We start from the raw sequence: 26406 nt of genomic DNA on the forward strand, positions 1-26406 counted from the left end.
TGTCAGTTTTCAGTGGTGCTGGAAGAGGGGGTGTTGAGTAATGCAGCAGCCGCCTCGGGCAGGCCGAGGCCTGCCAGTTTGGCGCGTTGCAAAACGGTCCAATAATATCGGTAGCTGGCGCGGTCATGCAAGCGGCCATTTTGCGCAATCGGTCCCCAGTTGGCGCGCAGCGCTTCATTGAGGATGTTGCTCGCTTCGTTGACTTCGGACAGGCGCGGCGTAAAGGCCTTGATGATGGGCTTGATCTGGTCCGGGTGGATACTCCACATGCGCGTGTAGCCGAACTCGGCCGTTGCGCGCTGGGCGTCATTCGCCACCACGGCCGAATCGCGCACGTCCGTCGTCACGTTATGCGACGGCACCTTGCCGTGCGCGTGGCAGGCGGCCGCCACTTCGAGCTTGGCGCGCACCACCAGCGGGTGCGTAAACTGGCCCGGCGTACGCATGGCGGCGGCGGGAATGGCGCCGTAATGGGCCGAAACGAAATCCATGATGCCGAAGGACAGGCATTCGACCTGGGGCAGGGCGGCGATGGCGTAGGCGTCGCGCAGTGCGCCGTGCGTCTCGATCAGGATATGCACGGGCAGGTTGTCGCGGCCGGCGCGGCGCGCGTGCAGGTTGATCAGGTCGATGGCCAGCATGGCATCTTGCACGCCGCCCACCTTGGGCACGGCGATGTAGGCCAGGCGGGCCGCGGCGGCGCAGATGATTTCCACGTCGCGCGCGAAAAACGGGCTGTCGACGTCGTGCACGCGCACGCCGATGCGGTTGAACTGGTTCTCGTCGCTGGCCAGCAGGCCGGCGATCATGTGGGCGTGCGACTCTTCATTGCCGGCGCTGGCGCCGTCTTCGCAGTCGAACGTGATGTCGAACAGGGGCCCAAGCTCTTGTTGCAAAGCAATCGATTTACGCATCAGCTTTTCAGAGCCGGCGTAGTGGTCGCAAGCGGCGAGCAACAGCGGCTGGCGTTTGCCTTGGAATAAAACCTCGGAAGGGTGCATGCTTAAGGCATTTCTGCAGGTAAAAACTACTTGATAAAACAGCCGCGCCGCGAATCTCGCGGGGCGGCCTTCTTGGCGGGCGGCGCTCAGGCCGCGCCGCCAATACTGGATTTATGCCAGCAGGTGTTTCACGCCTTCGCGCTCTTCGGTCAGTTCTTTCAGGGTCAGGTTGATGCGCTCTTGCGAGAATGCATCGATTTCCAGACCTTGAACGATGGTGTACTCACCGTTGTCGGTGGTGACCGGGAAGCCGAACACGGTGCCTTCAGGAATGCCATACGAGCCATCGGAAGGTACGCCCATGGTGGTCCACTTGCCAGCCGTGCCCAGCATCCAGTCATGGATGTGGTCGATGGCGGCGTTCGCTGCCGACGCTGCCGACGACAGGCCGCGCGCTTCGATGATGGCCGCGCCGCGCTTGCCGACGGTCGGCAGGAAGGTGTTGGCATTCCATTCCTGGTCGTTGATCAGGTCTTTCACAGCCTTGCCGTTGACGGTGGCGAAACGGTAGTCGGCGTACATGGTTGGCGAGTGGTTGCCCCAGACGGTCAGCTTCTCGATATCCTTGACGGCGGTGCCGGTCTTGGCCGCGACTTGCGACAGCGCGCGGTTGTGGTCCAGGCGCAGCATGGCGGTGAAGTTTTTCGCCGGCAGCGACGGTGCCGATTTCATGGCGATGTAAGCGTTGGTGTTGGCAGGGTTGCCGACCACCAGGACTTTGACATTGCGCGAAGCGACGGCGTCGAGCGCCTTGCCTTGTACCGTGAAGATCTGCGCGTTCGCTTCCAGCAGGTCCTTGCGTTCCATGCCTGGGCCGCGTGGACGCGCGCCGACCAGTACGGCCACGTCGGCATCCTTGAATGCGGTCAGTGGATCGGAGTGGGCGGTCATTTCCGTCAGCAGCGGGAAGGCGCAGTCGTCGATTTCCATCATCACGCCCTTGAGCGCCTTCTGGGCTTTTTCGTCCGGGATTTCAAGCAGTTGCAAGATGACAGGCTGGTCTTTGCCGAGCATGTCGCCATTGGCGATGCGGAACAACAGGGCGTAGCCGATCTGGCCGGCGGCGCCGGTCACTGCAACACGCATTGGGGTTTTAGCCATGATGAATCTCCAAAGTGGGAAAGAAAACGGGCTTGAAGCTGGGCTTACGCTTATCCGGAAAAACTATAATGATACCAAAACCGGCACGCGCCACCGAATTGCTGGTGTACGCTGCCGTCACGCTCGTGCTGCACGAGGCCAGAGTGGCTGGCCGACAACATAAAACGCTGGCTCAGAAGTTTTATCGAGGGCAGTTTAGGCCTCCGATCTGTATCTGTCAATCATATCTTATGTCTTATATAAGACAGATAACTACGAGTGTTTTACTGGACGCGGGCAGTGATTTGTGTTGAAATGTCGGACTATGAATCCCGCCTCGTCCAATCTGACCAACAATGCCACTGCTGCAAGCGGGGCGGTCAGTCCGACCGCGGGCACTGCGGCCACGCCCGTCGCCGCAGCGGCCAGCACGCCCGTCACCGCGGTGGCCAGCAGCAATACCACTACGCCGGCGATGCCCGTCGCCAGCGCTGCACCCACCTTCAGTCCCCTGTACCAGCAGATCAAGGCGCTCATTACGCAGAGCCTGCAATCGGGCGAGTGGAAGCCGGGCGAGCTCATTCCCAGCGAAGTCGAGCTGGCTGGGCGCTTCAAGGTCAGCCAGGGCACGGTGCGCAAGGCCATCGATGAACTGGCCGCCGAGAACCTCGTCATGCGCCGCCAGGGCAAGGGCACCTTCGTTTCCACGCACCATGAGGCGCGCGCGCATTTCCGCTTCCTGCGCCTGGTGCCGGACGAAGGCGTGCCGCATTATCCCGAAAGTAAATTTATCGAAGTCAAGCGCGTGCGCGCGCCGGCCGACGTGGCGCGCCTGATGGACCTGAAGTCCGGCGACGCCGTCATCTTCATCAAGCGCGTTCAGTATTTCGACGGCGTGCCGACCATCGTCGAGGAGCTGTGGCTGCCCGGCCTGATCTTCAAGGGGCTGACGGCCGAGCGCCTGGTGGAATACAAGGGGCCCATGTACGGCCTGTTCGAAACGGAATTCGGCACGCGCATGATCCGTGCGTCCGAGCAGATCCGCGCCGTGTGCGCCGACGCGGGCGCCGCGCAATTGTTAAATATTGACCTCGGCACGCCCTTGCTCAGTTCCGAGCGCGTGTCGTTTACCTATGGTGACAAGCCGGTCGAACTGCGCCGCGGCTTGTATCTGACCAGTCGCCATCATTATCAGAATGAACTCAGCTGAAGCGGCGGGGGGCCTGCGGGTACCCGGACAAGCAGCAAGGCTGAAGTGCATCGCTTGCAAGATGCCTGCCGCAAGGCGGGCAGCGGAGACAACAGAAAGCGCAGCTAAAGCATGGCCCGCTCCGGCGGGCCGTGCTTTGCCGGCGATTCTGTAATTAAATTACGTGAACTACGGAAAGTAGCGCGATATTTTGTAGTAAAAAACCATTTTGGTTATATGCAACAATAGATATTGGTGTGGGTTGCGAAAATCGGCGAAAATCGCGGCTTCGCTTCAATATTTAGTTATCAAGGGGAGGTTTTTGTTATGTCTGAAGCCGTAAGAGAAGTACCAAAAAAAGAACGGCCGGAATTCCGTAACATTCATGTTACCGAATTGTCGAACTACCGCATGGCCGTCGGCGCCATCGTCTCGATCCTGCATCGCATCAGCGGTTTCATCATGTTCGCCCTGCTGCCCTGCATCCTGTACATGCTGGAACTGAGCTTGCGTTCCGAAATGTCCTACGCTTACTTCCAGGGCATCGCCTCGCACTGGTTCGTCAAGCTGATCACCCTGGCTCTGGTCTGGGCCTTCCTGCACCACTTCTGCGCCGGCATCCGCCACCTGTTCATGGATGTGCACGTTGCTATCGAAAAAGATTCGGCTCGCAAGACCGCCACGTCCGTACTGGTCGTGAGCGTGGTGTTGACGGCATTGGTCGCTTTGAAACTGTTTGGAGTATTTTAATGGCAGACAATAACATCGGACCGAAACGCCTCGTCGTCGGTGCCCATTACGGCTTGCGCGACTGGCTGGCGCAACGCGTCACCGCCATCGTCATGGTGGCTTATGTGGCCATCCTGCTGATTTCCTTCCTCACCGGCAGCAACTTCAGCTATGAAGGCTGGGCCGGTTTGTTTGCGCAGCAGTGGTTTAAATTGTTCAGCCTGGTGACTTTCGTCGCCCTGTTTTACCACGCATGGGTTGGCGTACGCGACATCTGGATGGACTACGTGAAAAGCGCTGGCCTCCGTCTGACGCTGCAAATTGCCACCATGCTGTGGTTGATCGCTTGTGCCGCTTGGACGGTGCAGATACTCTGGAGTGTGTAATCGTGGCAGCATATAAATCTGCAATTCCTACCCGCCGCTTTGATGCGGTCATCGTTGGCGCCGGCGGTTCCGGCATGCGCGCGTCGTTGCAACTGGCTGAAGCCGGTCTGAACGTCGCTGTTTTGTCGAAAGTTTTCCCGACCCGCTCGCACACCGTGGCGGCGCAGGGCGGTATCGGCGCGTCGCTCGGCAATATGGCCGAAGACAACTGGTTCTGGCACATGTTCGACACCGTCAAGGGTGGCGACTATCTGGGCGACCAGGATGCCATCGAATTCATGTGCCGTGAAGCACCGAAAGTCGTGTACGAACTGGAACACTTCGGCATGCCGTTCGACCGCAACCCTGATGGCACCATCTATCAGCGTCCCTTCGGCGGCCACACGGCCCACTTCGGCGAAAAGCCGGTGCAGCGCGCTTGCGCGGCAGCCGACCGTACCGGTCACGCCCTGTTGCACACGCTGTACCAGCGCAACGTCCGTGCGCGTACGCACTTCTTCGTCGAATGGATGGCAATCGACCTGATCCGTGACGCCGAAGGCGACGTGATCGGTGTTGTGGCGCTGGAAATGGAAACCGGCGAATGCATGATCCTGGAAGCAAAGACGACGGTGATGGCAACGGGTGGCGCAGGCCGCATCTTCGCCGCCTCGACGAATGCCTTCATCAACACCGGCGACGGCATGGGCATGGCAGCACGCGCCGGCCTGCCGCTGCAAGACATGGAATTCTGGCAGTTCCACCCGACCGGCGTGGCCGGCGCGGGCGTCTTGATCACCGAAGGCGTGCGCGGCGAAGGCGGCATCCTGATCAATAGCGAAGGCGAACGCTTCATGGAGCGCTATGCGCCGACCCTGAAGGATCTGGCGCCGCGCGATTTCGTCTCGCGTTCGATGGACCAGGAAATCAAGGAAGGCCGCGGCTGCGGTCCGAACAAGGACCACGTGATGCTGGACCTGCGCCATATCGGCGCCGACACCATCGCCAAGCGCCTGCCGTCGATCCTGGAAATCGGCCACAAGTTCGCCAACGTCGACGCCACCAAGGAACCGATTCCTGTCGTGCCGACGATTCACTACCAGATGGGCGGCATTCCAACGAACATCCACGGCCAGGTCGTCACCCCGACCGGTCCGGACAATTCGGCGAAGGTCGTCAACGGCCTGTACGCGATCGGCGAATGTGCCTGCGTGTCGGTGCACGGCGCCAACCGCCTGGGCACGAACTCGCTGCTTGACCTGGTGGTCTTCGGCCGCGCGGCCGGCAATCACATCGTCAACAGCGGCCTGAAAGCCAAGGAAAACAAGCCTTTGCCAGCCGACGCTGCCGAATTTGCCATGGGCCGCCTGGCGCGCCTGGAAAACTCGACCGGCACGGAAACCGTGCAGGGCGTGGCGAACGACATCCGCGCAACGATGCAGAAGTACTGCGGCGTATTCCGTACCGACGAGATGCTGAACAAGGGCGTCGAAGAAATCATGAAGCTCGACGAGCGCCGCAAGCACGTCTCCTTCAAGGATAAATCGATGGTCTTCAACACGGCCCGCGTGGAAGCGCTGGAACTGGACAACCTGATCGAAACGGCGAAAGCGACCATCGTTTCGGCAGCAGCCCGCAAGGAATCGCGCGGCGCCCACGCCCAGGACGACTATCCGCAACGTGACGACGACAACTGGATGAAGCACACTCTGTGGTATTCGGAAGGCAACCGACTGGCATACAAGCCAGTCGTGACCAAGCCGCTGACGGTTGATACCTTCAAACCGAAACCACGTACTTTCTAAGGCTATACCATGGCACGCACTCTCAAATTCAAAATCTACCGCTACGATCCTGACCAGGATGCCAAGCCGTACATGCAAGACCTGACGGTCGAACTGAAAGACACCGACAAGATGCTGCTCGATGCACTGCAGCGCATCAAGGCGGACGTCGATGACTCGCTGGCCCTGCGCCGCTCGTGCCGCGAAGGCGTGTGCGGTTCGGACGCGATGAACATCAACGGCAAGAACGGCCTGGCATGCACCACCAACCTGAACGAACTGTCGGAGCCTATCGTGCTGCGTCCGTTGCCAGGTTTGCCGGTCATCCGCGATCTGATCGTCGACATGACGCAATTTTTCAAGCAGTACGATTCGATCAAGCCGTTCCTGATCAACGATTCGATCCCGCCTGAAAAAGAACGCCTGCAGTCGCCGGAACAGCGCGAAGAACTCGATGGCCTGTACGAGTGCATCCTGTGCGCATGCTGCTCCACGTCGTGCCCGTCGTTCTGGTGGAATCCGGACAAATTCGTCGGCCCGGCAGGCCTGCTGCAAGCCTACCGCTTCATCGCCGATTCGCGCGACGAAGCCACCGGCGCGCGTCTGGACAACCTGGAAGACCCGTACCGCCTGTTCCGCTGCCATTCGATCATGAACTGCGTCGACGTTTGCCCGAAAGGCTTGAACCCGAACAAGGCGATCGGCAAGATCAAGGAATTGATGGTCCGCCGCGCGATCTGATTCGTCTGATCGCGTCCGCCGGGCGCCGTTTGCGGGAAGAGGGTATCCTCTCTTGCCTGCAGGCGGCGCCTGCAAAGCAGTACCGTGCCGCAAGGCACCCGTAAAGTGGTAAACCAAATGACAGAATCAATTTTGTCCTCGCATCAGGCCGACCCGGCCAACCGCGCCCGCCTGCGCTGGCGTTCACGCCGTGGCCTGCTGGAAAACGACATTATCCTGACCCGTTTTCTCGATGCGTATGAAACCGAATTGACCGATGAAGAAGTTGACGCGCTGACGCGTTTGCTGGATTTATCGGACAATGCGTTAATGGATCTGGTACTGGCCCGTAAAGAGCCGGAAGGCGAAGTCGATCTGCCGCATGTGCGCGCACTGCTGCAACGACTGCGCATTGCCTAGACGCCTGGGCGATATATTGCAAACGGTGCGAGTGGCGCGCTGTAGCACTGCCGAGTGCGGTGCGAATTGCAGCCAGAATTTTTGATTTTTTATTTCGACTCACTCCCGAGAAGGAAGAGCCCATGAATATCTCTGACACAAAAGCTACCCTGTCGTTCTCCGATGGCAGCCCATCGCTTGAATTTCCAATCTACAAAGGCACGGTTGGCCCGGACGTCATCGACATCCGCAAACTGTACGCCGGTAGCGGCAAGTTCACCTACGACCCAGGCTTTATGTCGACGGCCGCCTGCAACTCGTCGATCACCTACATCGACGGCGACAAGGGCGAGCTGCTGTACCGTGGTTACCCGATCGAACAGTTGGCCGTCAACGCCGACTTCATGGAATCGTGCTACCTGCTGCTGAACGGCGAACTGCCGAACGCGGCGCAGAAAGCCAAGTTCGTCGACACCGTCACCAAGCACACGATGGTGCACGAACAGATGCAATTCTTCTTCCGTGGCTTCCGCCGCGACGCGCATCCGATGTCGGTCCTGGTGGGCACCGTCGGCGCGCTGGCATCGTTCTACCATGATTCGCTGGACATCAACGACCCGCATCACCGCGAAGTGTCGGCCATCCGCCTGATCGCCAAGATGCCAACCCTGGTCGCCATGACCTACAAGTACTCGGTCGGCCAGCCGTTCGTGTACCCACGCAACGACCTGTCGTACAGCGCCAACTTCATGCACATGATGTTCGCCAATCCGTGCGAAGAGTACAAGGTCAACGACGTGCTGGTGCGCGCCCTGGACCGCATCCTGATCCTGCACGCGGATCACGAGCAAAACGCCTCGACATCGACCGTCCGTCTGGCCGGTTCGTCGGGCGCCAACCCGTTCGCCTGTATCGCTGCCGGTATCGCCTGCCTGTGGGGCCCTGCCCACGGCGGCGCGAATGAAGCGGCACTCAACATGCTGAAAGAAATCGGCACCGTCGAGAACATCCCTGCCTTCATCGAGCAAGTCAAGGACAAGAACTCCGGCGTCAAGCTGATGGGCTTTGGCCACCGCGTGTACAAGAACTTCGATCCACGCGCCAAGCTGATGCGTGAAACCTGCTACGAAGTGCTGCAAGAACTGGGTCTGCAAGACGACCCGCTGTTCAAGCTGGCGATGGAACTGGAAAAGATTGCACTGAACGACGACTACTTCGTGTCGCGCAAACTCTACCCGAACGTCGACTTCTACTCGGGCATCGTGCAATCGGCGCTGGGCATCCCGGTGTCGCTGTTCACCGGTATCTTCGCTATGGCCCGTACGATCGGCTGGATCGCCCAGTGGAACGAAATGATCGCCGACCCAGAGCAAAAAATCGGCCGTCCGCGCCAGCTGTTCGTCGGTTCGACGACGCGCGAAGTACTGCCACTGGACAAGCGTTAATCCAGAGCGGTATCGAGCAATCAAAAACGGGCTTCGGCCCGTTTTTTTATGCCGGGCTGTTAGGCTCAACCCCCGGATCAACAGGAAGCACAACGCGATGAATGAAGAAACCTGCGCCCCTGGCGGCGTGGCCCTGGGCGATACGGCATTTGGCTACACCTTGTCGCTGATCGGTGGCAAATACAAGATGCTGATCCTGTATGCGCTGGCGGAAAACACCGTGCTGCGGCACAACGAACTCAAGCGCCATCTCGGCGGCATCGCCTTCAAGACCCTCAGCGTCGTGCTGAAGGAGCTGGAGGCCGATGCGCTGATCGTGCGCAAGGAGTATCCACAAGTGCCGCCCAAGGTTGAGTATTCGCTCTCCAGCAAGGGCATATCGCTGATCCCCGTGCTGCATACCCTGTGCGCGTGGGGCGAGCGGCACCAGCCAGTCTGATACGGAGGCGCTTGCTCAAGGGACTTTCTGCGGTCTTGCAGCTTACTTTTCTTCCTGTATGAGCAGTCAATGTGCGTACTTGTGAAAAGTACCCGGTATGGCTATGCTGTTTCTGCCTCTGCAGGCGCGCAGCCACATGCTGCGCGCCACGGGGCAGGGTACCGGCTTGCCTGCTTTCCTGAGAGTGTGGGGCCGGTGCATCCATTTCACTTCAGGAAAGCAGCATGATGAAAACCCTCGTAATCGTCTTCCATCCCTCGATCGCCACGTCAGTGGCCAACAAGCGCTGGCTGCAGGAACTGGCGCAGTATCCTGACCGTTACACCATGCATGATGTGTACCAGGCTTATCCGGAAGGAAAAATCGATGCGGCGCGCGAACAGGCGCTGGTGGAGGCGCACGCCAATGTGGTCTTGCAGTTCCCCGTGTACTGGTTTAACTGTCCGCCCATGATGAAACAGTGGCTCGATGAGGTGCTGGCGTATGGCTGGGCTTACGGCACGGGCGGTGACGCCTTCCAGGGCCGCAAGGTGGCGCTGGCCGTCACGGCCGGCATCCGGCAGCAGGACTTCACGCCGCAAGGCAAGTGGAACGTCACCCTGGCGCAGCTGCTGGCGCCGTTCGATGTCACCCTGGCGTATATCGGCGCCGACAAGCGCCGCTTCTTTGCCTTTTATGGCGCGGAAGACGGTCCGAAGGAGGTGGGCTATGCCGAGCGGCTGGCGCACAGCGCGCAAGCGTATGAACGCTACCTGGCGGCCTTGTAAGACGCGGCGTGTCAGTCGAATGCCGCTTCCAGCTGGCGCAAGGCAATCTGCCGGCCCTCGAGTTGCAGGCTGTCGCCCTCATAGGGCTGGGGCATGACGATGCGGCGCGGCGCATTGTGCTTGAGGATGCCGCCCCAGTGGGCGACCCTGGCGCCGGCCTGGCGGCGGATCGCCTCGACCGTGGCGCCGCTGGCGAGGATGTGGGCGTGCGGAAAGGCTTGCTGCAATACGCCCAGGCCGAAATAGGCTTGCGGTTCGGCCGCACTGATATAGATGGTGGTCAGGCGCTTGCCGCTGGCGGCGATGGTGTGCGCTAACTGCGTCGCATCGTTGCGCAGGAACTGGGCGTTGATCAGGATGGCGTCCGCTACGCCGCTCAGCAGCAGCGAAGTGGCCGGTGCGCAGCCCAGCACGTCCAGTTGGAAGGTTTCCAGCGTGCGGAAAGGAAGGGTGGCGCGTGCCAGCATAGGATTCTTTCGCTATTCGATACTCTTGCTGCATATTATCCTTTCGACCAAATGCGACAAATAGGGTAGATTGCAATACTTAGTTGCATGGATCGGATGAATCAAGGGAGTATCCGCATGGACCGCATCACCGCCGCACAAGTATTTGTCGCCATTGCCGAGCGCGGCAGCATGGTGGCTGCCAGCGAGGCGCTCGACATGTCGCGCGCCATGGTGACGCGTTACCTGGCCGAGATGGAGCAGTGGGCGGGGGCGCGTCTGCTGCATCGCACCACGCGTCGTTTGAGCCTGACGGATGCGGGCGAGGCGACCCTGGCGCGCTGCCGGCAGATGCTGGAAGTGGCCGGCGCCATGGCCGTCGCCGCGCCGGAAGGCGCCGACACGCCGCACGGCCTGCTGCGCATTACCTGCTCGCAATCGCTGGCGCAGACGGCGCTCGCTGGCGCAGTGACCGCTTACCTGCAGCGCTACCCGCGCGCCGCCGTCGACCTGCAGATGGAGAACCGCGCCGTCAACCTGGTGGAGCAGCGCATCGACCTGGCGATCCGCATCACGAACGCGCTCGAACCGAACCTGATCGCGCGCCAGCTGGCCAGTTGCGCCTCGGTGGTGTGCGCTGCACCATCGTATCTGGCGGCGCATGGCACGCCGCGCCGGGCGGAGGACCTGGCCCTGCATAACTGCCTGACCTATACGTATTTCGGCAAGAGCCTGTGGCAGTTCACGCACGACGGGGAAGCGCTTACTGTCCCCGTCAGCGGCCGCCTGTCGGCGAATGAATCGCTGGTGCTGCTGGTGGCGACGGTGGCGGGGGCGGGCATCGCCATGCAGCCGCGCTATTCGGCCGCGCCGCTGATCGCCAGCGGGCAACTGGTGGAACTCTTGCCCGCGTATCAGCCGCAGGACATGGGCATCTACGGTATCTACACCTCGCGCCAGCACATGTCGCCGCTGCTGCGCACCATGCTCGACTTCCTGGTGGACTGGTTTGCCGGCGATGCCGATTGGCTGGCGGCCATCGCGGCGGCGCCGTCATCGGGCAGACCAGTCGGGCGCAAGCGGCACGCCAGCGCGGGTGTGAAAGTGCCGTAAGCACAACAGTAACAGGCTGGCAAGCCCGGGAAAATCAAGCACCCGGCTTACATTTGCTTGCCAAATAAATTCAACTAGCCGTTGTTGCGTTACAATACCGCGTGCTATTCTAAATGACGGTATGCAGAATGCTGGTGCAATAAAAAAGCCCTTCCCCACAACTTGATGTGCAATCCGCTAACCGGTCAGGCCGTGTCGCGGAAGGTTAGATTAACCCGCTAATTCCTCGCGAAACGCGAAGAAAGGTGAGCAATATATGCAGCAATTAACGACCAACTCCTACCTGTTCGGTGGGAATGCTCCGTACGTGGAAGACCTGTACGAAGCGTATCTGAACAATCCAGGCTCGGTACCCGATAACTGGCGCTCCTACTTCGACGCGATGCAGCACGTGCCTGCCGTCGATGGCAGCAACAAGCCTGACGTGGCGCATGCCTCCGTCGTCGCCTCGTTCGCCGAGCGCGCAAAAGCAGGTCCGATCCGCACGGTGACCGCTTCCTTCGATGCTGAAATGGGCCGCAAACGTGTTGCTGCAACGCAACTGATCGCCGCTTACCGCTACCTCGGTTCGCACTGGGCCAATCTGGATCCGCTGCAACGCCAGGAACGTCCGATGATCCCTGAGCTCGAGCCGAGCTTCTACGGTTTCACCGACGCTGACATGGACACCGTGTTCAACATCAGCAATACCTATTTTGGCCCCGAGACCGCCACCCTGCGCGATCTGCTCAACTATCTGCGCGACACCTACACGCGTTCGATCGGTGCCGAATTCATGTACATCTCCGATCCGGCCGAAAAGCGCTGGTTGCAAGAGAAACTGGAATCGATCCGCTCCACCCCGAATTTCACCCCAGAGAAAAAAATCCACATCCTCGACCGCCTGACCGCGGCTGAAGGCCTGGAACGCTATCTGCACACCCGTTACGTGGGCCAGAAGCGCTTCTCCCTGGAAGGCGGCGAAACCTTTATCGCCTCGATGGATGAAACCATCCAGCGCGCCGGCGAAAAAGGCGTGCAGGAAATCGTCATCGGCATGGCCCACCGCGGCCGCCTGAACGTACTGGTGAACACCCTGGGCAAGGCGCCACAGGAACTGTTCGAAGAATTCGAAGGCAAGCATGGCGACGACCTGCCTGCCGGCGACGTGAAGTACCATCAAGGCTTCTCGTCGGATATCTCCACCGCAGGCGGCCCGGTCCACCTGTCGCTGGCGTTCAACCCGTCGCACCTGGAAATCGTCAACCCTGTGGTCGAAGGTTCCGTCAAGGCCCGCATGGATCGCCGCGGCGACGCGCAGGGCGCGCAAGTGCTGCCTATCCTGGTGCACGGCGATGCCGCTTTCGCCGGCCAGGGCGTGGTCATGGAAACGCTGAATCTGGCGCAAACCCGCGGCTACCATACGGGCGGCACGGTGCATATCGTGATCAACAACCAGATCGGTTTCACCACCTCGGATCCGCGCGATGCCCGCTCGACCCTGTACTGCTCGGACGTCGTCAAGATGATCGAAGCACCGGTCCTGCACATCAATGCCGATGATCCTGAAGCCGTGGTGCTGGCGACGCAAATCGCGCTCGACTACCGCATGGAATTCAAGAAGGACATCGTCCTCGACATCATCTGCTACCGCAAGTTGGGCCACAATGAGCAGGATACGCCGGCACTGACGCAGCCACTGATGTACAAGAAGATCGGCCAGCATCCAGGCACCCGCAAGCTGTACGCGGACAAGCTGGTAGCGCAAGGCGTGATCCCTGCCGATGGCGGCGACAAGATGGTGGCCGCTTTCCGCGACGCCATGGACGCCGGCAAGCATACCGTCGATCCGGTCATCTCGAACTTCAAGAACAAGTACGCCGTCGACTGGCTGCCGTTCCTGAACAAGAAATGGACCGATTCGGCCGACACCGCCGTGCCGATGACGGAACTGAAACGCCTGGCCAGCCGCATCACCAGCGTGCCGGACGACTTCAAGGTCCACTCGCTGGTTGAAAAAGTACTGGGCGACCGTGGCACCATGGGCCGTGGCGAAATGAACCTGGACTGGGGCATGGGCGAACACCTGGCCTACGCATCGCTGGTCTCGTCCGGCTACGCCATCCGCCTGACGGGCCAGGATGCCGGCCGCGGCACCTTCGTGCACCGCCACGCCGTCCTGCACGATCAGAACCGCGAGCGCTGGGATGCAGGTACCTACATTCCGCTGCAAAACGTCTCGGACAACCAGGCGCCGTTCACCGTCATCGACTCGGTGCTGTCCGAAGAAGCCGTACTGGCCTTCGAATACGGCTACTCGACCGCTGAACCGAACACCCTGACGATCTGGGAAGCCCAGTTCGGCGACTTCGCCAACGGCGCGCAAGTGGTGATCGACCAATTCATCAGCTCCGGCGAAGTGAAGTGGGGCCGCGCTTCTGGCCTGGTCATGATGCTGCCGCACGGTTACGAAGGCCAGGGTCCTGAGCACTCGTCCGCGCGTCCAGAGCGTTTCCTGCAGCTGTGCGCAGACAACAACATGCAAGTGGTGCAGCCGACGACGGCTTCGCAGATCTTCCATTTGCTGCGTCGCCAGATGGTGCGCCAGTTCCGCAAGCCGCTGGTCATCCTGACGCCGAAGTCGCTGTTGCGCAACAAGGATGCCGGTTCGCCGCTGACCGACCTGTCCAAGGGTGGTTTCCAGACCGTGATCGGCGAAGTCGACGACAAAATCGATGCCAAGAAAGTCAAGCGCGTCGTCGCCTGCTCGGGCAAGGTCTACTACGACCTGGTCAACGCACGCAAGACACGCGGCCAGACCGACACGGCCATCGTGCGCCTGGAACAGCTATATCCGTTCCCGCACAAGTCGTTCGCTGCTGAACTGAAGAAGTTCCCGAACCTGGTCGAAGTCGTATGGGCCCAGGACGAGCCGCAAAACCAGGGCGCCTGGTTCCAGATCCAGCACAACATCTTCGAAGGCCTGGAAGCTGGTCAGCGTCTGGCTTACGCCGGCCGTCCTGCTTCGGCGTCGCCTGCTGTCGGTTACTATGACAAGCACTACGCCCAGCAAAAAGATCTGCTGGAAACGGCATTCTCGAAGCTGAAGGGTTTTATCCTGACCAAGTAAGTGGCAGGATAAGAGGCGCCATGTGTATGCATGGCGCCTGCTCGCATACATCATGACGGAGCGCCGCCCTTGCTACGCAGGGGCGGCGCCGCAATAACAAAATAAACGGAGTTTTACATGGCACAAATCGAAGTCAAAGTTCCCCAGTTGTCGGAATCGGTTGCAGAAGCGACCCTGCTGGCATGGCACAAGAAAGTCGGCGAACCAGTTGCGCGCGACGAAAACATGATCGATATCGAAACCGATAAAGTGGTGCTGGAACTGCCGGCGCCCGTCGCTGGCGTGATCGTGCAGATCATCAAGGCTGACGGCGCCACCGTCGTCGCCGGCGAAGTCATCGCCATCATCGACACCGACGGCTCGGCCAAGGTCAGCCCGATGGAAGTGTCGGCCGTGCCTGCGCCAGCCCTGGCTGCTGCAGCCCAGGATACCGCTAACGCGTCGGCACCAGCCGCTGCGACCAAAGGCGATGTCGCCATGCCTGCCGCTGCCAAGATCCTGTCCGAAAAAGGCCTGTCCGCTGGTGACGTCGCCGGTTCCGGTAAAGATGGCCGCGTGACCAAGGGCGACGCCCTGGCCGCTTCCGCCAAGCCAGCTGTTGCGCCACTGGCGCCAGCCGCTGCCAAGCCAGCGCTGCAGCAAGTCGCCACGCCGACCATCGCCAGCCTGGGCGACCGTCCGGAAGAGCGCGTGCCGATGAGCCGCCTGCGCGCACGTATCGCCGAGCGCCTGCTGCAATCGCAATCGACGAACGCCATCCTGACCACGTTCAATGAAGTGAACATGCAGCCGGTCATCGACCTGCGCAACAAGTACAAGGACAAGTTCGAGAAAGAGCACGGCGTCAAGCTGGGCTTCATGTCCTTCTTCGTCAAGGCTGCCGTCGCCGCGCTGAAAAAATACCCGATCATCAACGCTTCCGTTGACGGCAACGACATCCTGTACCACGGCTACTTCGACATCGGCATCGCTGTCGGTTCGCCACGTGGCCTGGTCGTGCCTATCATCCGCAATGCGGACCAGCTGTCGATCGCCGACATCGAGAAAAAAATCGGTGAATTCGGTGCGAAAGCCAAGGAAGGCAAGCTGACCCTGGACGACTTGACGGGCGGCACGTTCTCGATCTCGAACGGCGGCACCTTCGGCTCCATGCTGTCGACCCCGATCATCAACCCGCCACAATCGGCCATCCTGGGCGTGCATGCGACCAAGGACCGCGCCGTGGTCGAAAACGGCCAGATCGTGGTACGTCCGATGAACTACCTGGCCATGTCCTACGACCACCGCATCATCGACGGCCGCGAAGCCGTCCTGGGCCTGGTGGCGATGAAAGAAGCGCTGGAAGATCCTGCACGCCTGTTGCTGGACCTGTAAGCACCGTAGTCCCCCGGCGTCGCCGCCGGGGCAATGTAGCTGATACCCCTTGCCAGAAGACGCAGCTGGCTGATCTCAATGAAAGAGGATTCTCATGAACGTCTCTGAAGAAATCAAGCGTCTGCACGAGTTGCACCTGGCGGGCGCCCTGAGCGACGCGGAATTCGCGCAAGCGAAAGCCAAGCTCCTGAGCAATATCAACCTGGACAAATCGGACAGTCCCTCCGACTCCGCTCCGTCGAACGACCTGGTGCAGGAATTCAACCGCCTGCGCCGTTCGCGCAACGACCGCTGGCTCGGTGGCGTCTGTGGCGGCCTGGGCCGCGCTTCCGGCATGGAAGCGTGGATCTGGCGCCTCGTCTTCGTCCTGTTTACATTGACCTTCGGCTTCGGCGTGGTGATTTACCTTCTATTGTGGATTTTCGTACCAGACGAAGAGATTGGAATAACAAAACATGAGTACTAAACAATTTGACGTAGTCGTCATCGGTGCGGGCCCTGGCGGCTACATCGCCGCCATCCGCGCAGCGCAGCTGGGCTTTTCCGTCGCTTGCGTCGACGAGTGGTCGAACGCCAAGGGCGGCGCCGCGCCTGGCGGTACCTGCACCAACGTCGGCTGCATCCCGTCGAAAGCGCTGCTGCAATCGTCCGAGCATTTTGAACACGCGGGCCACAGCTTCGCCGAGCACGGCATCGACGTCGCCGGCCTGAAGCTGAACCTGGGCCAGATGCTCAAGCGCAAAGACACCGTCGTCAAGCAAAACAACGACGGCATCCTGTACCTGTTCAAGAAGAACAAGATCGCCTTCTTCCACGGCCGCGCCGCTTTCGCTGCCGCCGCCGCTGGCACGTATGACATCAGCGTGACGGGCGCAGCCAACGAAACCCTGACGGCCAAGCATGTGGTCATCGCCACGGGTTCGAACGCGCGCGAATTGCCGGGTGCACCATTCGACGAGAAACTGATCCTGTCGAACACGGGCGCACTGACCATCGACGCCGTTCCAGCCAAGCTGGGCGTCATCGGTGCCGGTGTGATCGGTCTGGAAATGGGCAGCGTCTGGCGCCGCCTGGGTTCCGACGTCACCGTGCTCGAAGGCCTGCCGGTCTTCCTGGGCGCCGTCGACGAGCAGATCGCCAAGGAAGCGTCGAAGCTGTTCATCAAGCAAGGCTTGAAGATCAACCTCGGTTGCAAGATCGGCGCCATCACGCCAGGCAAGAAAGACGTCACCGTGGAATTCGTGGACGCCAAGGGCGAAGCGCAAAAAGCCGTGTTCGACAAACTGATCATCTCGATCGGCCGTACGCCGAACACGAATGGTCTGGGCGCGGACAAGGTCGGCCTGCAGCTGGACGAACGCGGCTTCATCGCCGTCGACGGCGACTGCAAGACCAACCTGCCGAACGTGTGGGCAGTGGGCGACGTCGTGCGCGGCCCGATGCTGGCGCACAAGGCCGAAGAAGAAGGCGTTGCCGTGGCCGAGCGTATCGCCGGCCAGCACGGTCACACCAACTTCAACACGATTCCGTGGGTGATCTACACCTCGCCGGAAATCGCGTGGGTCGGCAAGACCGAGCAAACCCTGAAGGCCGAAGGCATCGCCTACAAGGCCGGTACCTTCCCGTTCATGGCCAACGGCCGTGCACGCGCGCTGGGCGACACTTCGGGCATGGTGAAATTCCTGGCCGATGCGACCACCGATGAAATCCTCGGCGTGCACATCGTCGGCCCGATGGCCTCCGAACTGATTTCCGAAGCCGTCGTGGCGATGGAATTCAAGGCCTCGGCAGAAGACATCGCGCGCATCTGCCACGCGCACCCATCCTTGTCGGAAGCGACCAAGGAAGCGGCACTGGCGGTTGACAAGCGCACGTTGAACTTTTAATTGTAGTTAGTCCTACAGGGGCGCTCGCGGATTTTTTCCGCCGGCGCCCTTGTGCGTTAAAGCGAATCCCATGAACGTAGAAGAGTTTTACCAGCACGCGTTGCAGAAGCGTGATTTCAAGGCCGATGCCGCCCAACGGCGCGCGGTCGACCGCCTGCAGCTGTGCTATGACGAGTGGGTGGCCTACAAGGGCCAGCGCTCGAGTACCTTCAAGCGCCTGCTGAACCGTCCTGCCGTGCCGAAAGGCGTGTACATGTGGGGCGGCGTGGGGCGCGGCAAATCGTTCCTGATGGACAGTTTTTACTCGGTCGTGCCGGTAGTGCGCAAGACGCGCTTGCACTTCCACGAATTCATGCGCGGCGTGCACCAGCAGCTCGACGAATTGAAGGGCGTGGCCGATCCGCTCGACGATGTGGCCAAGCGCATCGCCAAGAAATACCGCCTGATCTGCTTCGATGAATTCCACGTCTCGGACATCGCCGACGCGATGATCCTGTACAACTTGCTGTCGGCCCTGTTCGCCAATGGCGTGTCCTTCATCATGACCTCGAATTACGATCCCGACCTGCTGTATCCGGACGGCCTGCACCGCGACCGCATGCTGCCGACCATCGCGCTGCTGAAGGACAAGCTCGACGTGATGAACGTCGACGCGGGCGTCGATTACCGCGGCCGCGCGCTGGAACAGGTGGAAAGTTACTACACGCCGCTGGGCGCCGCCACCGACAAGGCCTTGCGCGATGCCTACACGCGCATCGCCGAGACGGCCGATGAAGACGCGCGCATCCGCATCGAGAGCCGCGAAATCCATTGCCTGCGCCGCGCTGGCGGCATCATCTGGTTCGATTTCGCCACCCTGTGCGGCGGACCCCGCTCGCAAAATGATTACCTGGAAATCGCCAGCCGCTTCCATACGGTGATATTGTCCGGCATACCGGCCATGTCGGCGGCGCAGTCGTCCGAAGCGCGCCGCTTTACCTGGCTGATCGACGTCTTTTATGATCAAAAGGTCAAGCTGGTCATGTCGGCCGAAGTGGCGCCCGAGCAGCTGTACACGAACGGCATGCTGGCCAACGAGTTTCACCGTACCGTTTCGCGTATCATCGAGATGCAATCGCGCGAATACATGGAAAAAGAACAGCGCGGCGCGGCCGACGCGATCGTTTGAGGCAGGGATAATGAACATCATGGCAAATACACTATACAAGCTGGGTGCGGCGCTGGGCCTGGTCCTGGCATTGTCCGCCTGCGCGCACCAGGGTGCCGCAGCATTGGATGAGGTTGGCGCACCGCAGGTGCCCGCGACCTTGTCGGTGGAAGAAGCGGACGCCAAGCTGAAGCAGTCAGCCAGCGAACGCGCGGCGGCCGAAAATGAGTTTGCCGCGCGCGAACTGGAGTGCTACGACAAGTTTTTCGTGAATAACTGCCTGGACCAGGCCAAGGAAAAGCGCCGCCTGATCCTCGTGCGCCTGCGCGCTGTCGAGGCGGAAGCGAATTACTTCAAGCGGGCCGAATCCGTGCGCCTGCGCGATATCGATCTGGCCAGGACGCAGGAAGATGCGCGCCTGGACGCCGAGCAGCGCACTGCGGCCATGCCCAAGCCCGTGAAAGTGGTCACGCCCGAGCCGGCGCCGCCCAAGCCGGAAGGCAAGAGCCTTGCCGAGCGCGAGGCTGCGCAAGCGGCGAAGGTGGCGAAGCAGGCCGCTGCCGCAGCCGCCGAAGCGCCGCGCCGCGCAGCCCGCGAAGCAGACTATGCGCGCAAGCAGGCTGACGCCGCGGCGCGCCAGAAAAGAGTGGCGCAACGCCTGGCCGAGCGCCAGGCTGAAGCGCAGGCCAAGGCGGCCAAAGCGGCTGCCAGCACGCCGGCCGTCGCTGTGCCTGTGCCGCCGGTCAAATAACACCGCCGTGCTTAGGGCATGCCGGAAATGGCGTGCCCTAACGCGCGTGGCAGGTTAAACTACGCACTTGCCGGTGATGCCGGCGTCAATGGCTGCCTGCGTATGTTGCGCGCGCCTGTTACCAACACTGCCTGGAACGCAACACATGAGCGATGCACAGCAAATAGAGCGGCGCCTGATTGAACTCAACGTGGAGCACCGTGACCTCGATGCCGTCATCGAGTTGCTGATACTCGATGGTCACCATGACGAGCTGCAGCTGCGCCGCCTGAAAAAGCGCAAATTGCAATTGAAGGATCACATCACCTTGCTGAAAATGCAGTTGGTGCCCGACGTTCCCGCCTGAGGGGCGCCAGCAGCGTCCAGTCCAGCCTTCACTTAAGTATATTTTGACCGATCACAATTTATTGCCTGTAAACCCAGATGGCCAGCCTGCCGATTTGCACGCCAGTCTGCCAGCCGAACCCCAGGCGGCCCCTGGCAAGCACGATGCCGACATCGAGCGCCTGTTCGGCGCGGGCGGCCCGCTCGGTCCCGCCGTGGGCAGCTACAAGCCGCGCCGTTCGCAAACGGAAATGGCCAAGGCCATCGCCCACGCCATCGACAGCCAGACCACCCTGATCGCCGAGGCGGGCACGGGCACGGGTAAAACTTTCGCCTACCTGGTGCCGGCCCTGATGTGGGGCGGCAAGACCATCGTGTCTACCGGCACGAAGAACTTGCAGGACCAATTGTTCCTGCGCGATATCCCTACCGTGCGCGCCGCGCTGCAGGCACCGGTCTCCGTGGCCCTGCTGAAGGGCCGCTCGAACTACGTCTGCCACTATCATCTGGAACGTACCTTGCAGAACGGGCGCATGACCTCGCGCGATGACGTGGGGCATTTGCGCGAAATTTCGCGCTTCATCAAGATGACCAACTCCGGCGACAAGGCGGAACTGGCCAAGGTGCCGGAAAACGCCATGATCTGGAATCTGGTGACGTCCACGCGCGACACCTGCATGGGCGCCGAGTGCCAGTATTACCAGGATTGCTTCGTCATGAAAGCCCGCAAGGAAGCCCAGCAGGCCGACGTGGTGGTGGTCAACCACCATCTGTTCTTTGCCGATGTGGCCCTGAAGGACACGGGCGTGGCCGAATTGCTGCCTTCGGCCAATACCATCATCTTCGATGAGGCACACCAGTTGCCCGATACGGCCACTTTGTTCTTTGGCAACACGGTGTCGACCTCGCAAATCCTGGAACTGTGCCGCGATGTGCTGGCCGAGGGCCTGGCGCATGCGCGCGGCATCGACTGGGCCAAGACGGTGACGGTGGTGGAAAAGGCGGCGCGCGACCTGCGTTTGACCTTCCCGCAGGATATCGTGCGCCTGTCCCTGCCGCAAATCGCCCCGTCGAGTGATTTCTTTCCGGCGCTGGACACGCTCAAAGATGAGCTCGACGGCATGGTGGCGGTGCTGGAAACCCAGGCGGAACGGGCGGAAACGCTGGAACAGTGCCGCGTGCGCGGCGTCGAACTGGCGCAGCAGCTGAGCGGCTGGAAGTTCGATCCGAAGGCCAAGGTCGCGGCCGGCGAAGAAGCCGTGTTCTGGGTGGAGGCGTTTTCCAGCTCCTTGCAGTTGCATAAAACACCATTGTCGATCGCGCCGATCTTCAACAACCAGCGCGAAGGCACGCCGCGCAGCTGGATTTTCACGTCCGCCACCCTGGCCGTGAAGAATGATTTCAAGCATTTTTCGGAACAGATGGGCTTGACGGGCGAACCGTCGCACACCTGGCCAAGCCCCTTCGACTATGGTCAGCAGGGCTTGCTGTTCGTGCCGCAAAACCTGCCGCAGCCGAATTCGCTGGGCTACACGGACGCCGTCATCGACTGCGCCTTGCCCATCATCGAGGCGGCGGGCGGGCGCACCTTCTTCCTGTGCACCACCTTGCGCGCCGTCAAGCGGGCCGCCGAGCGCCTGGCCGACGAATTCAAGCAGCGGGGCCTGAACTACCCCCTGTTCGTGCAGGGCGACAAGGGCCGCACGGAATTGCTGGACCAGTTCCGCGCCGCCGGGAATGGCGTGCTGATCGGCAGCCAGAGCTTCTGGGAAGGCGTCGACGTGCGCGGCGATGCGCTCTCTCTGGTGATCATCGACAAGCTGCCATTTGCGCCGCCCGACGATCCCGTGCTGGCGGCGCGCATCGAAGTGATGGAAAAACAGGGCAAGAACGGCTTCATGCACCATTCGCTGCCGGAAGCCATCATCAACCTGAAGCAGGGCGCGGGCCGATTGATCCGTGACGAGGGCGACCGCGGCGTGCTGATGATCTGCGATCCGCGCCTCATTTCCAAGCCGTACGGCAAGCGCATCTGGCAAAGCCTGCCACCGTTCAAGCGCACGCGCGATGCGGCCGAAGTGGTGGAGTTCTTCCGCAATCTGCCCGTCAAGGGCGCTTAAGTCCTCGCTTGAGTCCTGCTTGCCGGCGCCAGTTGCGCGCCGGCATATTTCCCTTTGTTATCAAGCCACTAGCGCTTCCAGTGCGGCGCTTGCCTGCGCGCCTGGTATGCCAGAAATGGGCGTGATCGTGCCAGTTTCTGGCTTTTTCTGCCATGTCCAGGACGCCAGACACATCTTTGCGCCAGCGCAAACTGAGCTGTTGCCGGGCGGTCTACAGTGAGTTCATGCCTTGCAGGATGAAGGCGCGGCGTTGGCAGGGCCGCACGGGGAACAGGGGGGATGCCATGGAGATCCGCTACGGCTGTTTCTTGAGCTATGCACACGGCCAATATGCGTTCATGAACAAGTTCAAGAATGATCTCATCGAGGCGCTGGCTTGCTATCTGGAACCGCACCTCGACCGTGAAGAAGTGCTGTTCATCGACAGCGAGCAACTCGGCGGTGGCGACGATATCGACCTGCGCGTGGCGCGCGCCATGTGCCAGAGCGTCTGCATGATCGTGCTGTACACGCCCAAATATGAAGCACACGGCTATACGCGGCGTGAATTTGCTGCCATGCAACTAATCGAACAGGAGCGGCGCGCCTGGTATGCGCTGCCCAGCCACCTGATCATCCCCATCATCATGACGCGCCATCCGGACGGCTTGCCGCCGCAAATCACGGAGTCGGGGTTGTACGTCGATTTCTCCGGCTATACGCTGGCCAGCGGCGACCTGAAGTCGAATCCGCAATACCTGCCCGACATCGACCGCATCGTGCAGCGCATCGCCACGCATTACCACTTGCTCAAGCGGTCGACACCGCCCGGCCACGATTGCAGCCGTTTCGTGTTGCCCGCTATTCCACCGGAATGGCGCGCCATTCCGCCTCCCCACTTTCCGCGTTAATCACGTAAAAGGTCCTGTCATGGAATGCCAACGCCTCTCCCTGCCGCCTTTGAGCGCCCCTGGCGAAGTCGTCACCTTCTATTCCTACAAGGGCGGTACCGGCCGCACCATGGCCCTGTCGAACATCGCCGTCCTGCTGGCGCGCCGTGAAAACGCCAGCGTGCCCGTGCTGATGCTGGACTGGGACATGGAAGCGCCGGGCCTGCACCATTATTTCGAGCAGCACGAGGAGCGTCCCGGCGTACTGGAATTCTTCGAGGCTTGCCGCCAGCAGCTGGAACGCTTCAGCCTGGAAAGTGGCGGCGGGCAGGCCAGGGGGCGCGACGATGCGGGCCGCGACGATGCGGCGCTGGCGCAGCGCGTGCTCGACGCCATCGACTGGCAGCAATACGTGGTGCGCGTCGATCAGGGCAGCCCGCTGTACCTGATGCGCGCGGGGCGTTTCGATGCCAGCTATAGCGAACGCCTGGCGCAGATGCGCTGGGATCAGCTGTTCGACACTTGCCCAGCCCTGTTCCGCTGCTTCGCCGATACCCTGGCCCAGCATTTCCGCTACGTGCTGGTCGATTCGCGCACGGGCCGCACGGACAGTGCCGGCATCTGCACCACCTTGCTGCCGAAAAAGCTGGTGGTGGTCTTCACGCCGAACCGGCAAAGCCTGGAAGGCGTCGATGCGCTCGTCACCCGGGCCATCGAATACCGCCGCAGTCATGAGGATGAACAGCGTCCGCTGCTCGTCTACCCCTTGCCCTCGCGCATAGAAATGGGCGATGGGGCGCAGCGCGCCGAGTGGCGCCGCGGCGACGCGCACAAGGGCATCGCCGGCTTCCAGCCCATGTTCGAGCGCCTGCTGCGCACTTCCTACGGCTTGTCGCAGATTGCCCTCGACAGCTATTTCGACGAAGTCCAGCTGCAGCAGACGAAAACCTTTGCCTATGGCGAGCAGCTGGCCGTGCGCATCGACCAGGGCGGCGACCGCTTTTCCCTCACGCGTACTTTCGAAGCCTTTTTGCACTGGCTGACGGGCGGCTACTTTCCCTGGCAATCGAGCCGTGAAATCGCCTTGCTGGGCGCCATCAGCGAAGCGCGCCAGGCCTTGCTGCTCGAACCGGGCCGCGCCGTGGCCCTGCCGCTGGCGCGCGACCTGGCCCGCCTGGGCGAGCTGTACCGCAAGGAGGGGCGCAGCGCGCAGGCGCTTGACGCCTTTCGCCAGAGCGTCGAGATCCGCGTACGCCTGCTGGGTGAGGAACATCCCGACAGCCTGGCGTGCAAGAGCGGCATGGCGCGCCTGCTGCGCCAGCTGGGCAAGCTCGATGAAGCGCGCTTCCTGGAAGAGGACGTGCTCGACGTGCGCGAGCGCGTGATGGGCAGCGAGCATCCCGACACCCTGGCCGCCCGGGCCTGCCTGGCGCAAACCCTGTTGCTGCAGGGGGAAATGGCGGCGGCGCTGCTGTTGCAAGATGCCGTGCTGGCAAGCTATGTGCGCCAGCTGGGCGGCGAGCATCCGCTGACCCTGGAAGCGATGGATCGCCGCGCCGCCACCTTGCTGCGCATGGGCCGGCTGGCGCAGGCGCAGCAAGTGCTGGGCACGGTGGTGGCGGCGCGCGAGCGCCTGTTTGGTGCCGAGCATGGCGATACCTTGCGCAGCAAGCTGGCCCTGGCGCAGGCCCTGGGGCGCGCAGGCGACCTGGAAGGCGCGCGGCGCCTGCTCGCTGCCGTGCTGCAGGTGCAGGAGCGGCGCCTGGGCAGCGACCATGCGGCCACCCTGGCCACGCGCGACTTGCTGGCCGATATCGTGGCCGGGCAGGGCGACTGGGCCGGTGCGCGCCAGCTGCACGAAGACCAGGTGGCGGCGCGCGAGCGCACGCACGGGCTCGACCATCCTGAAACCCTGATGAGTCAGCGCAAGCTGGCCGAGGCGCTGTTGCGGCGTGGCGAGCTCGATGCGGCGCGCAGCGTGCAGGAGCAAGTGCTGGAAGTGCATGCGCGCCTGCTGGGCGAAGACCACCTTGATACCTTGCACAGCAAGAAGCAATTGGCCGGTACCCTGCAGCAGCAGGGCGAGAGCGAGGCGGCGCGCCTGCTGGAAGACGCGGTGCTCAGCGGCAGCGACCGCTTGCTGAATGCGCCCGTCACGGGGCATGCGGACAGCGTGCTGGACGGCGCCCGGCATTTGCAGGAAACCATCCTGGCCGGCCGCGCCAGCGGGCACGACGTGGCCGAGCCGGACACCCTTGCCAGCATGATCTCGATGTTGCAAGGCATGATCGAGCGCGAACAGTATGCGCAGGCGGGCGAACTGGCCGAACATTTGAAGTCCGGTCTGCTGCGCCCTGGCGTGCCGGGCAAGCTGCGCAGGCGCGGCATGGCGCAGCTGAAAAGAATGTATAAATTGCAAGGTGATCTGAATGCCTTGCTGGCCTTGCAAGAGGATGAAGTGCAGGCGCTGGAAGGGGCGTTATCGGAAGCGGGCATCGAGCCGCGCTGACGCTGTGTGCCATGTCAGCGCGGCGGCATAAATAATGCTGCCATTCGGCGCGTGGCACGCGCAGTGTTGGCATTGCTTCAGGTAAAATCTCGTTATGAGAATTCTTATCAGTAACGACGACGGTTACCTGGCGCCAGGCCTGGCGGCCCTGGCCGACGCGCTCGCGCCCATTGCGGAAATCGTCGTGGTGGCGCCCGACAGCAATCGTTCGGGCGCGTCCAATTCGCTGTCCCTGGACCGGCCCCTGTCCGTGCACAAGGCGGCCAACGGCTTTTATTTTGTCAACGGCACGCCCACCGACTGCGTGCACGTGGCGTTGACGGGCATGCTCATCGAGCGGCCCGACCTGGTGGTCTCCGGCATCAACAACGGTCCCAACATGGGCGACGACACCCTGTATTCGGGCACCGTGGCGGCCGCCACGGAAGGCTATCTGTTCGGCATTCCCGCCATCGCCTTTTCCCAGTCGCAATTCGGTTGGGCCAACCTGGACGCGGCCGCCCGCGTGGCGCGGGAAATCGTCGAGCGCCAGTTTGACGCCCTGCAGAAACCGTATTTGCTGAATGTGAACATCCCCGCCATCCCTTACGAGCAATTGCAAGGCATGGCGGCCACGCGGCTGGGCAAGCGCCATTCGGCCGAGCCCGTGATCCGCGCCCTCGATCCCCGTGGCCGTGAAATCTTCTGGATCGGCCCTGCCGGTGCCGCCAAGGAAGGCGGGCCGGGCACGGATTTTTACGCCGTTGAACATGGACAAGTCTCGATCACGCCGTTGCAGATCGACCTGACCCATACCACCCAACTCGATGCACTGGCAAAAGGCCTGGCATGACCGCTCAC

Annotated in this window: 24 protein-coding genes; 21 read left to right on the top strand and 3 right to left on the bottom strand. The window is 61.6% G+C overall.

All coding sequences use genetic code 11. The annotated features are described in order from the left end of the window. Positions 1-2: 2 nt before the first annotated feature. Positions 3-1001, bottom strand: coding sequence for an HpcH/HpaI aldolase/citrate lyase family protein (locus CLU93_RS19400; RefSeq protein WP_099762940.1), 999 nt, complete (start codon positions 999-1001; stop codon positions 3-5). Between the two features lie 111 nt (positions 1002-1112). After that, entirely contained in the window at positions 1113-2102 is a 990-nt protein-coding gene (locus tag CLU93_RS19405) for a malate dehydrogenase (RefSeq protein ID WP_099762941.1), read from the bottom strand. Between the two features lie 304 nt (positions 2103-2406). Here CLU93_RS19405 and CLU93_RS19410 point away from each other — a divergent pair, with 304 nt between their 5' ends. The 9 genes from CLU93_RS19410 (at position 2407) to CLU93_RS19450 (ending at position 9918) form a co-directional block, all read left to right on the top strand. Continuing rightward, positions 2407-3291 (top strand): GntR family transcriptional regulator, encoded by an 885-nt coding sequence (locus CLU93_RS19410; RefSeq protein ID WP_099762942.1) that lies wholly within the window; start codon positions 2407-2409, stop codon positions 3289-3291. A gap of 306 nt (positions 3292-3597) precedes the next feature. Next, complete coding sequence (gene sdhC, locus CLU93_RS19415; protein ID WP_096236932.1) at positions 3598-4020, top strand: succinate dehydrogenase, cytochrome b556 subunit; 423 nt, start codon at positions 3598-3600, stop codon at positions 4018-4020. Further along, complete coding sequence (sdhD, locus tag CLU93_RS19420) at positions 4020-4385, top strand: succinate dehydrogenase, hydrophobic membrane anchor protein (RefSeq protein ID WP_071076254.1); 366 nt, start codon at positions 4020-4022, stop codon at positions 4383-4385. Before sdhC ends, sdhD begins: the two co-directional genes overlap by 1 nt. A 2-nt stretch (positions 4386-4387) precedes the next feature. After that, complete coding sequence (gene sdhA, locus CLU93_RS19425; RefSeq protein WP_099762943.1) at positions 4388-6169, top strand: succinate dehydrogenase flavoprotein subunit; 1782 nt, start codon at positions 4388-4390, stop codon at positions 6167-6169. Between the two features lie 9 nt (positions 6170-6178). After that, a complete protein-coding gene (locus CLU93_RS19430; protein ID WP_034752075.1) occupies positions 6179-6889 on the top strand; it encodes a succinate dehydrogenase iron-sulfur subunit in 711 nt (236 codons plus the stop codon). Between the two features lie 117 nt (positions 6890-7006). Continuing rightward, a complete protein-coding gene (locus CLU93_RS19435) occupies positions 7007-7288 on the top strand; it encodes an FAD assembly factor SdhE (RefSeq protein ID WP_034752073.1) in 282 nt (93 codons plus the stop codon). 122 nt (positions 7289-7410) lie between these two features. Further along, the gene (gene gltA, locus CLU93_RS19440; protein ID WP_071076256.1) at positions 7411-8712 is read left to right on the top strand and encodes a citrate synthase; all 1302 of its coding nucleotides are present in this window, start codon (positions 7411-7413) and stop codon (positions 8710-8712) included. A gap of 97 nt (positions 8713-8809) precedes the next feature. Then, entirely contained in the window at positions 8810-9151 is a 342-nt protein-coding gene (locus tag CLU93_RS19445) for a winged helix-turn-helix transcriptional regulator (RefSeq protein WP_099762944.1), read from the top strand. A gap of 224 nt (positions 9152-9375) precedes the next feature. Continuing rightward, positions 9376-9918 (top strand): NAD(P)H-dependent oxidoreductase, encoded by a 543-nt coding sequence (locus CLU93_RS19450; RefSeq protein ID WP_099762945.1) that lies wholly within the window; start codon positions 9376-9378, stop codon positions 9916-9918. 11 nt (positions 9919-9929) lie between these two features. Here CLU93_RS19450 and CLU93_RS19455 read toward each other — a convergent pair whose 3' ends face one another. Further along, the gene (locus CLU93_RS19455) at positions 9930-10385 is read right to left on the bottom strand and encodes a hypothetical protein (protein ID WP_099762946.1); all 456 of its coding nucleotides are present in this window, start codon (positions 10383-10385) and stop codon (positions 9930-9932) included. Between the two features lie 117 nt (positions 10386-10502). Between CLU93_RS19455 and CLU93_RS19460 the strand changes: the two genes are divergently transcribed. The 12 genes from CLU93_RS19460 to surE all read left to right on the top strand — a co-directional run bounded on the left by CLU93_RS19460 (position 10503) and on the right by surE (position 26398). Continuing rightward, positions 10503-11477 (top strand): LysR family transcriptional regulator, encoded by a 975-nt coding sequence (locus tag CLU93_RS19460; RefSeq protein ID WP_099762947.1) that lies wholly within the window; start codon positions 10503-10505, stop codon positions 11475-11477. Between the two features lie 256 nt (positions 11478-11733). Then, entirely contained in the window at positions 11734-14586 is a 2853-nt protein-coding gene (locus CLU93_RS19465; protein ID WP_099762948.1) for a 2-oxoglutarate dehydrogenase E1 component, read from the top strand. A 117-nt stretch (positions 14587-14703) separates the two neighbouring features. Then, positions 14704-15960, top strand: coding sequence for a 2-oxoglutarate dehydrogenase complex dihydrolipoyllysine-residue succinyltransferase (gene odhB, locus CLU93_RS19470; RefSeq protein ID WP_096236911.1), 1257 nt, complete (start codon positions 14704-14706; stop codon positions 15958-15960). Positions 15961-16054: 94 nt separating this feature from the next. Beyond that, a complete protein-coding gene (locus tag CLU93_RS19475; RefSeq protein WP_071076263.1) occupies positions 16055-16426 on the top strand; it encodes a PspC domain-containing protein in 372 nt (123 codons plus the stop codon). Then, positions 16416-17846, top strand: coding sequence for a dihydrolipoyl dehydrogenase (gene lpdA / locus CLU93_RS19480; RefSeq protein WP_099762949.1), 1431 nt, complete (start codon positions 16416-16418; stop codon positions 17844-17846). The genes CLU93_RS19475 and lpdA overlap by 11 nt, the downstream gene beginning before the upstream one ends. Before the next feature lie 70 nt (positions 17847-17916). Further along, positions 17917-19014 carry a cell division protein ZapE gene (gene zapE, locus CLU93_RS19485; protein ID WP_099762950.1) on the top strand — a complete coding sequence of 366 codons (1098 nt, stop codon included), beginning with the start codon at positions 17917-17919 and terminating at the stop codon, positions 19012-19014. Between the two features lie 19 nt (positions 19015-19033). Further along, on the top strand, positions 19034-19744 hold the full coding sequence (locus CLU93_RS19490) for a hypothetical protein (protein WP_099764490.1): 711 nt from the start codon (positions 19034-19036) through the stop codon (positions 19742-19744). Between the two features lie 145 nt (positions 19745-19889). Continuing rightward, entirely contained in the window at positions 19890-20090 is a 201-nt protein-coding gene (locus tag CLU93_RS19495) for a YdcH family protein (protein ID WP_034752051.1), read from the top strand. 61 nt (positions 20091-20151) lie between these two features. Beyond that, on the top strand, positions 20152-22188 hold the full coding sequence (locus CLU93_RS19500) for an ATP-dependent DNA helicase (protein ID WP_373629856.1): 2037 nt from the start codon (positions 20152-20154) through the stop codon (positions 22186-22188). Between the two features lie 284 nt (positions 22189-22472). Next, the gene (locus CLU93_RS19505) at positions 22473-23078 is read left to right on the top strand and encodes a toll/interleukin-1 receptor domain-containing protein (protein WP_099762952.1); all 606 of its coding nucleotides are present in this window, start codon (positions 22473-22475) and stop codon (positions 23076-23078) included. A gap of 19 nt (positions 23079-23097) precedes the next feature. Continuing rightward, entirely contained in the window at positions 23098-25566 is a 2469-nt protein-coding gene (locus CLU93_RS19510) for a tetratricopeptide repeat protein (protein ID WP_180287887.1), read from the top strand. Positions 25567-25660: 94 nt separating this feature from the next. Further along, the gene (gene surE, locus CLU93_RS19515) at positions 25661-26398 is read left to right on the top strand and encodes a 5'/3'-nucleotidase SurE (RefSeq protein WP_099762953.1); all 738 of its coding nucleotides are present in this window, start codon (positions 25661-25663) and stop codon (positions 26396-26398) included. Positions 26399-26406 lie beyond the last annotated feature (8 nt).

The sequence above is a fragment of the Janthinobacterium sp. 35 genome, from assembly GCF_002754575.1.
Lineage (GTDB): Bacteria > Pseudomonadota > Gammaproteobacteria > Burkholderiales > Burkholderiaceae_D > Janthinobacterium > Janthinobacterium tructae.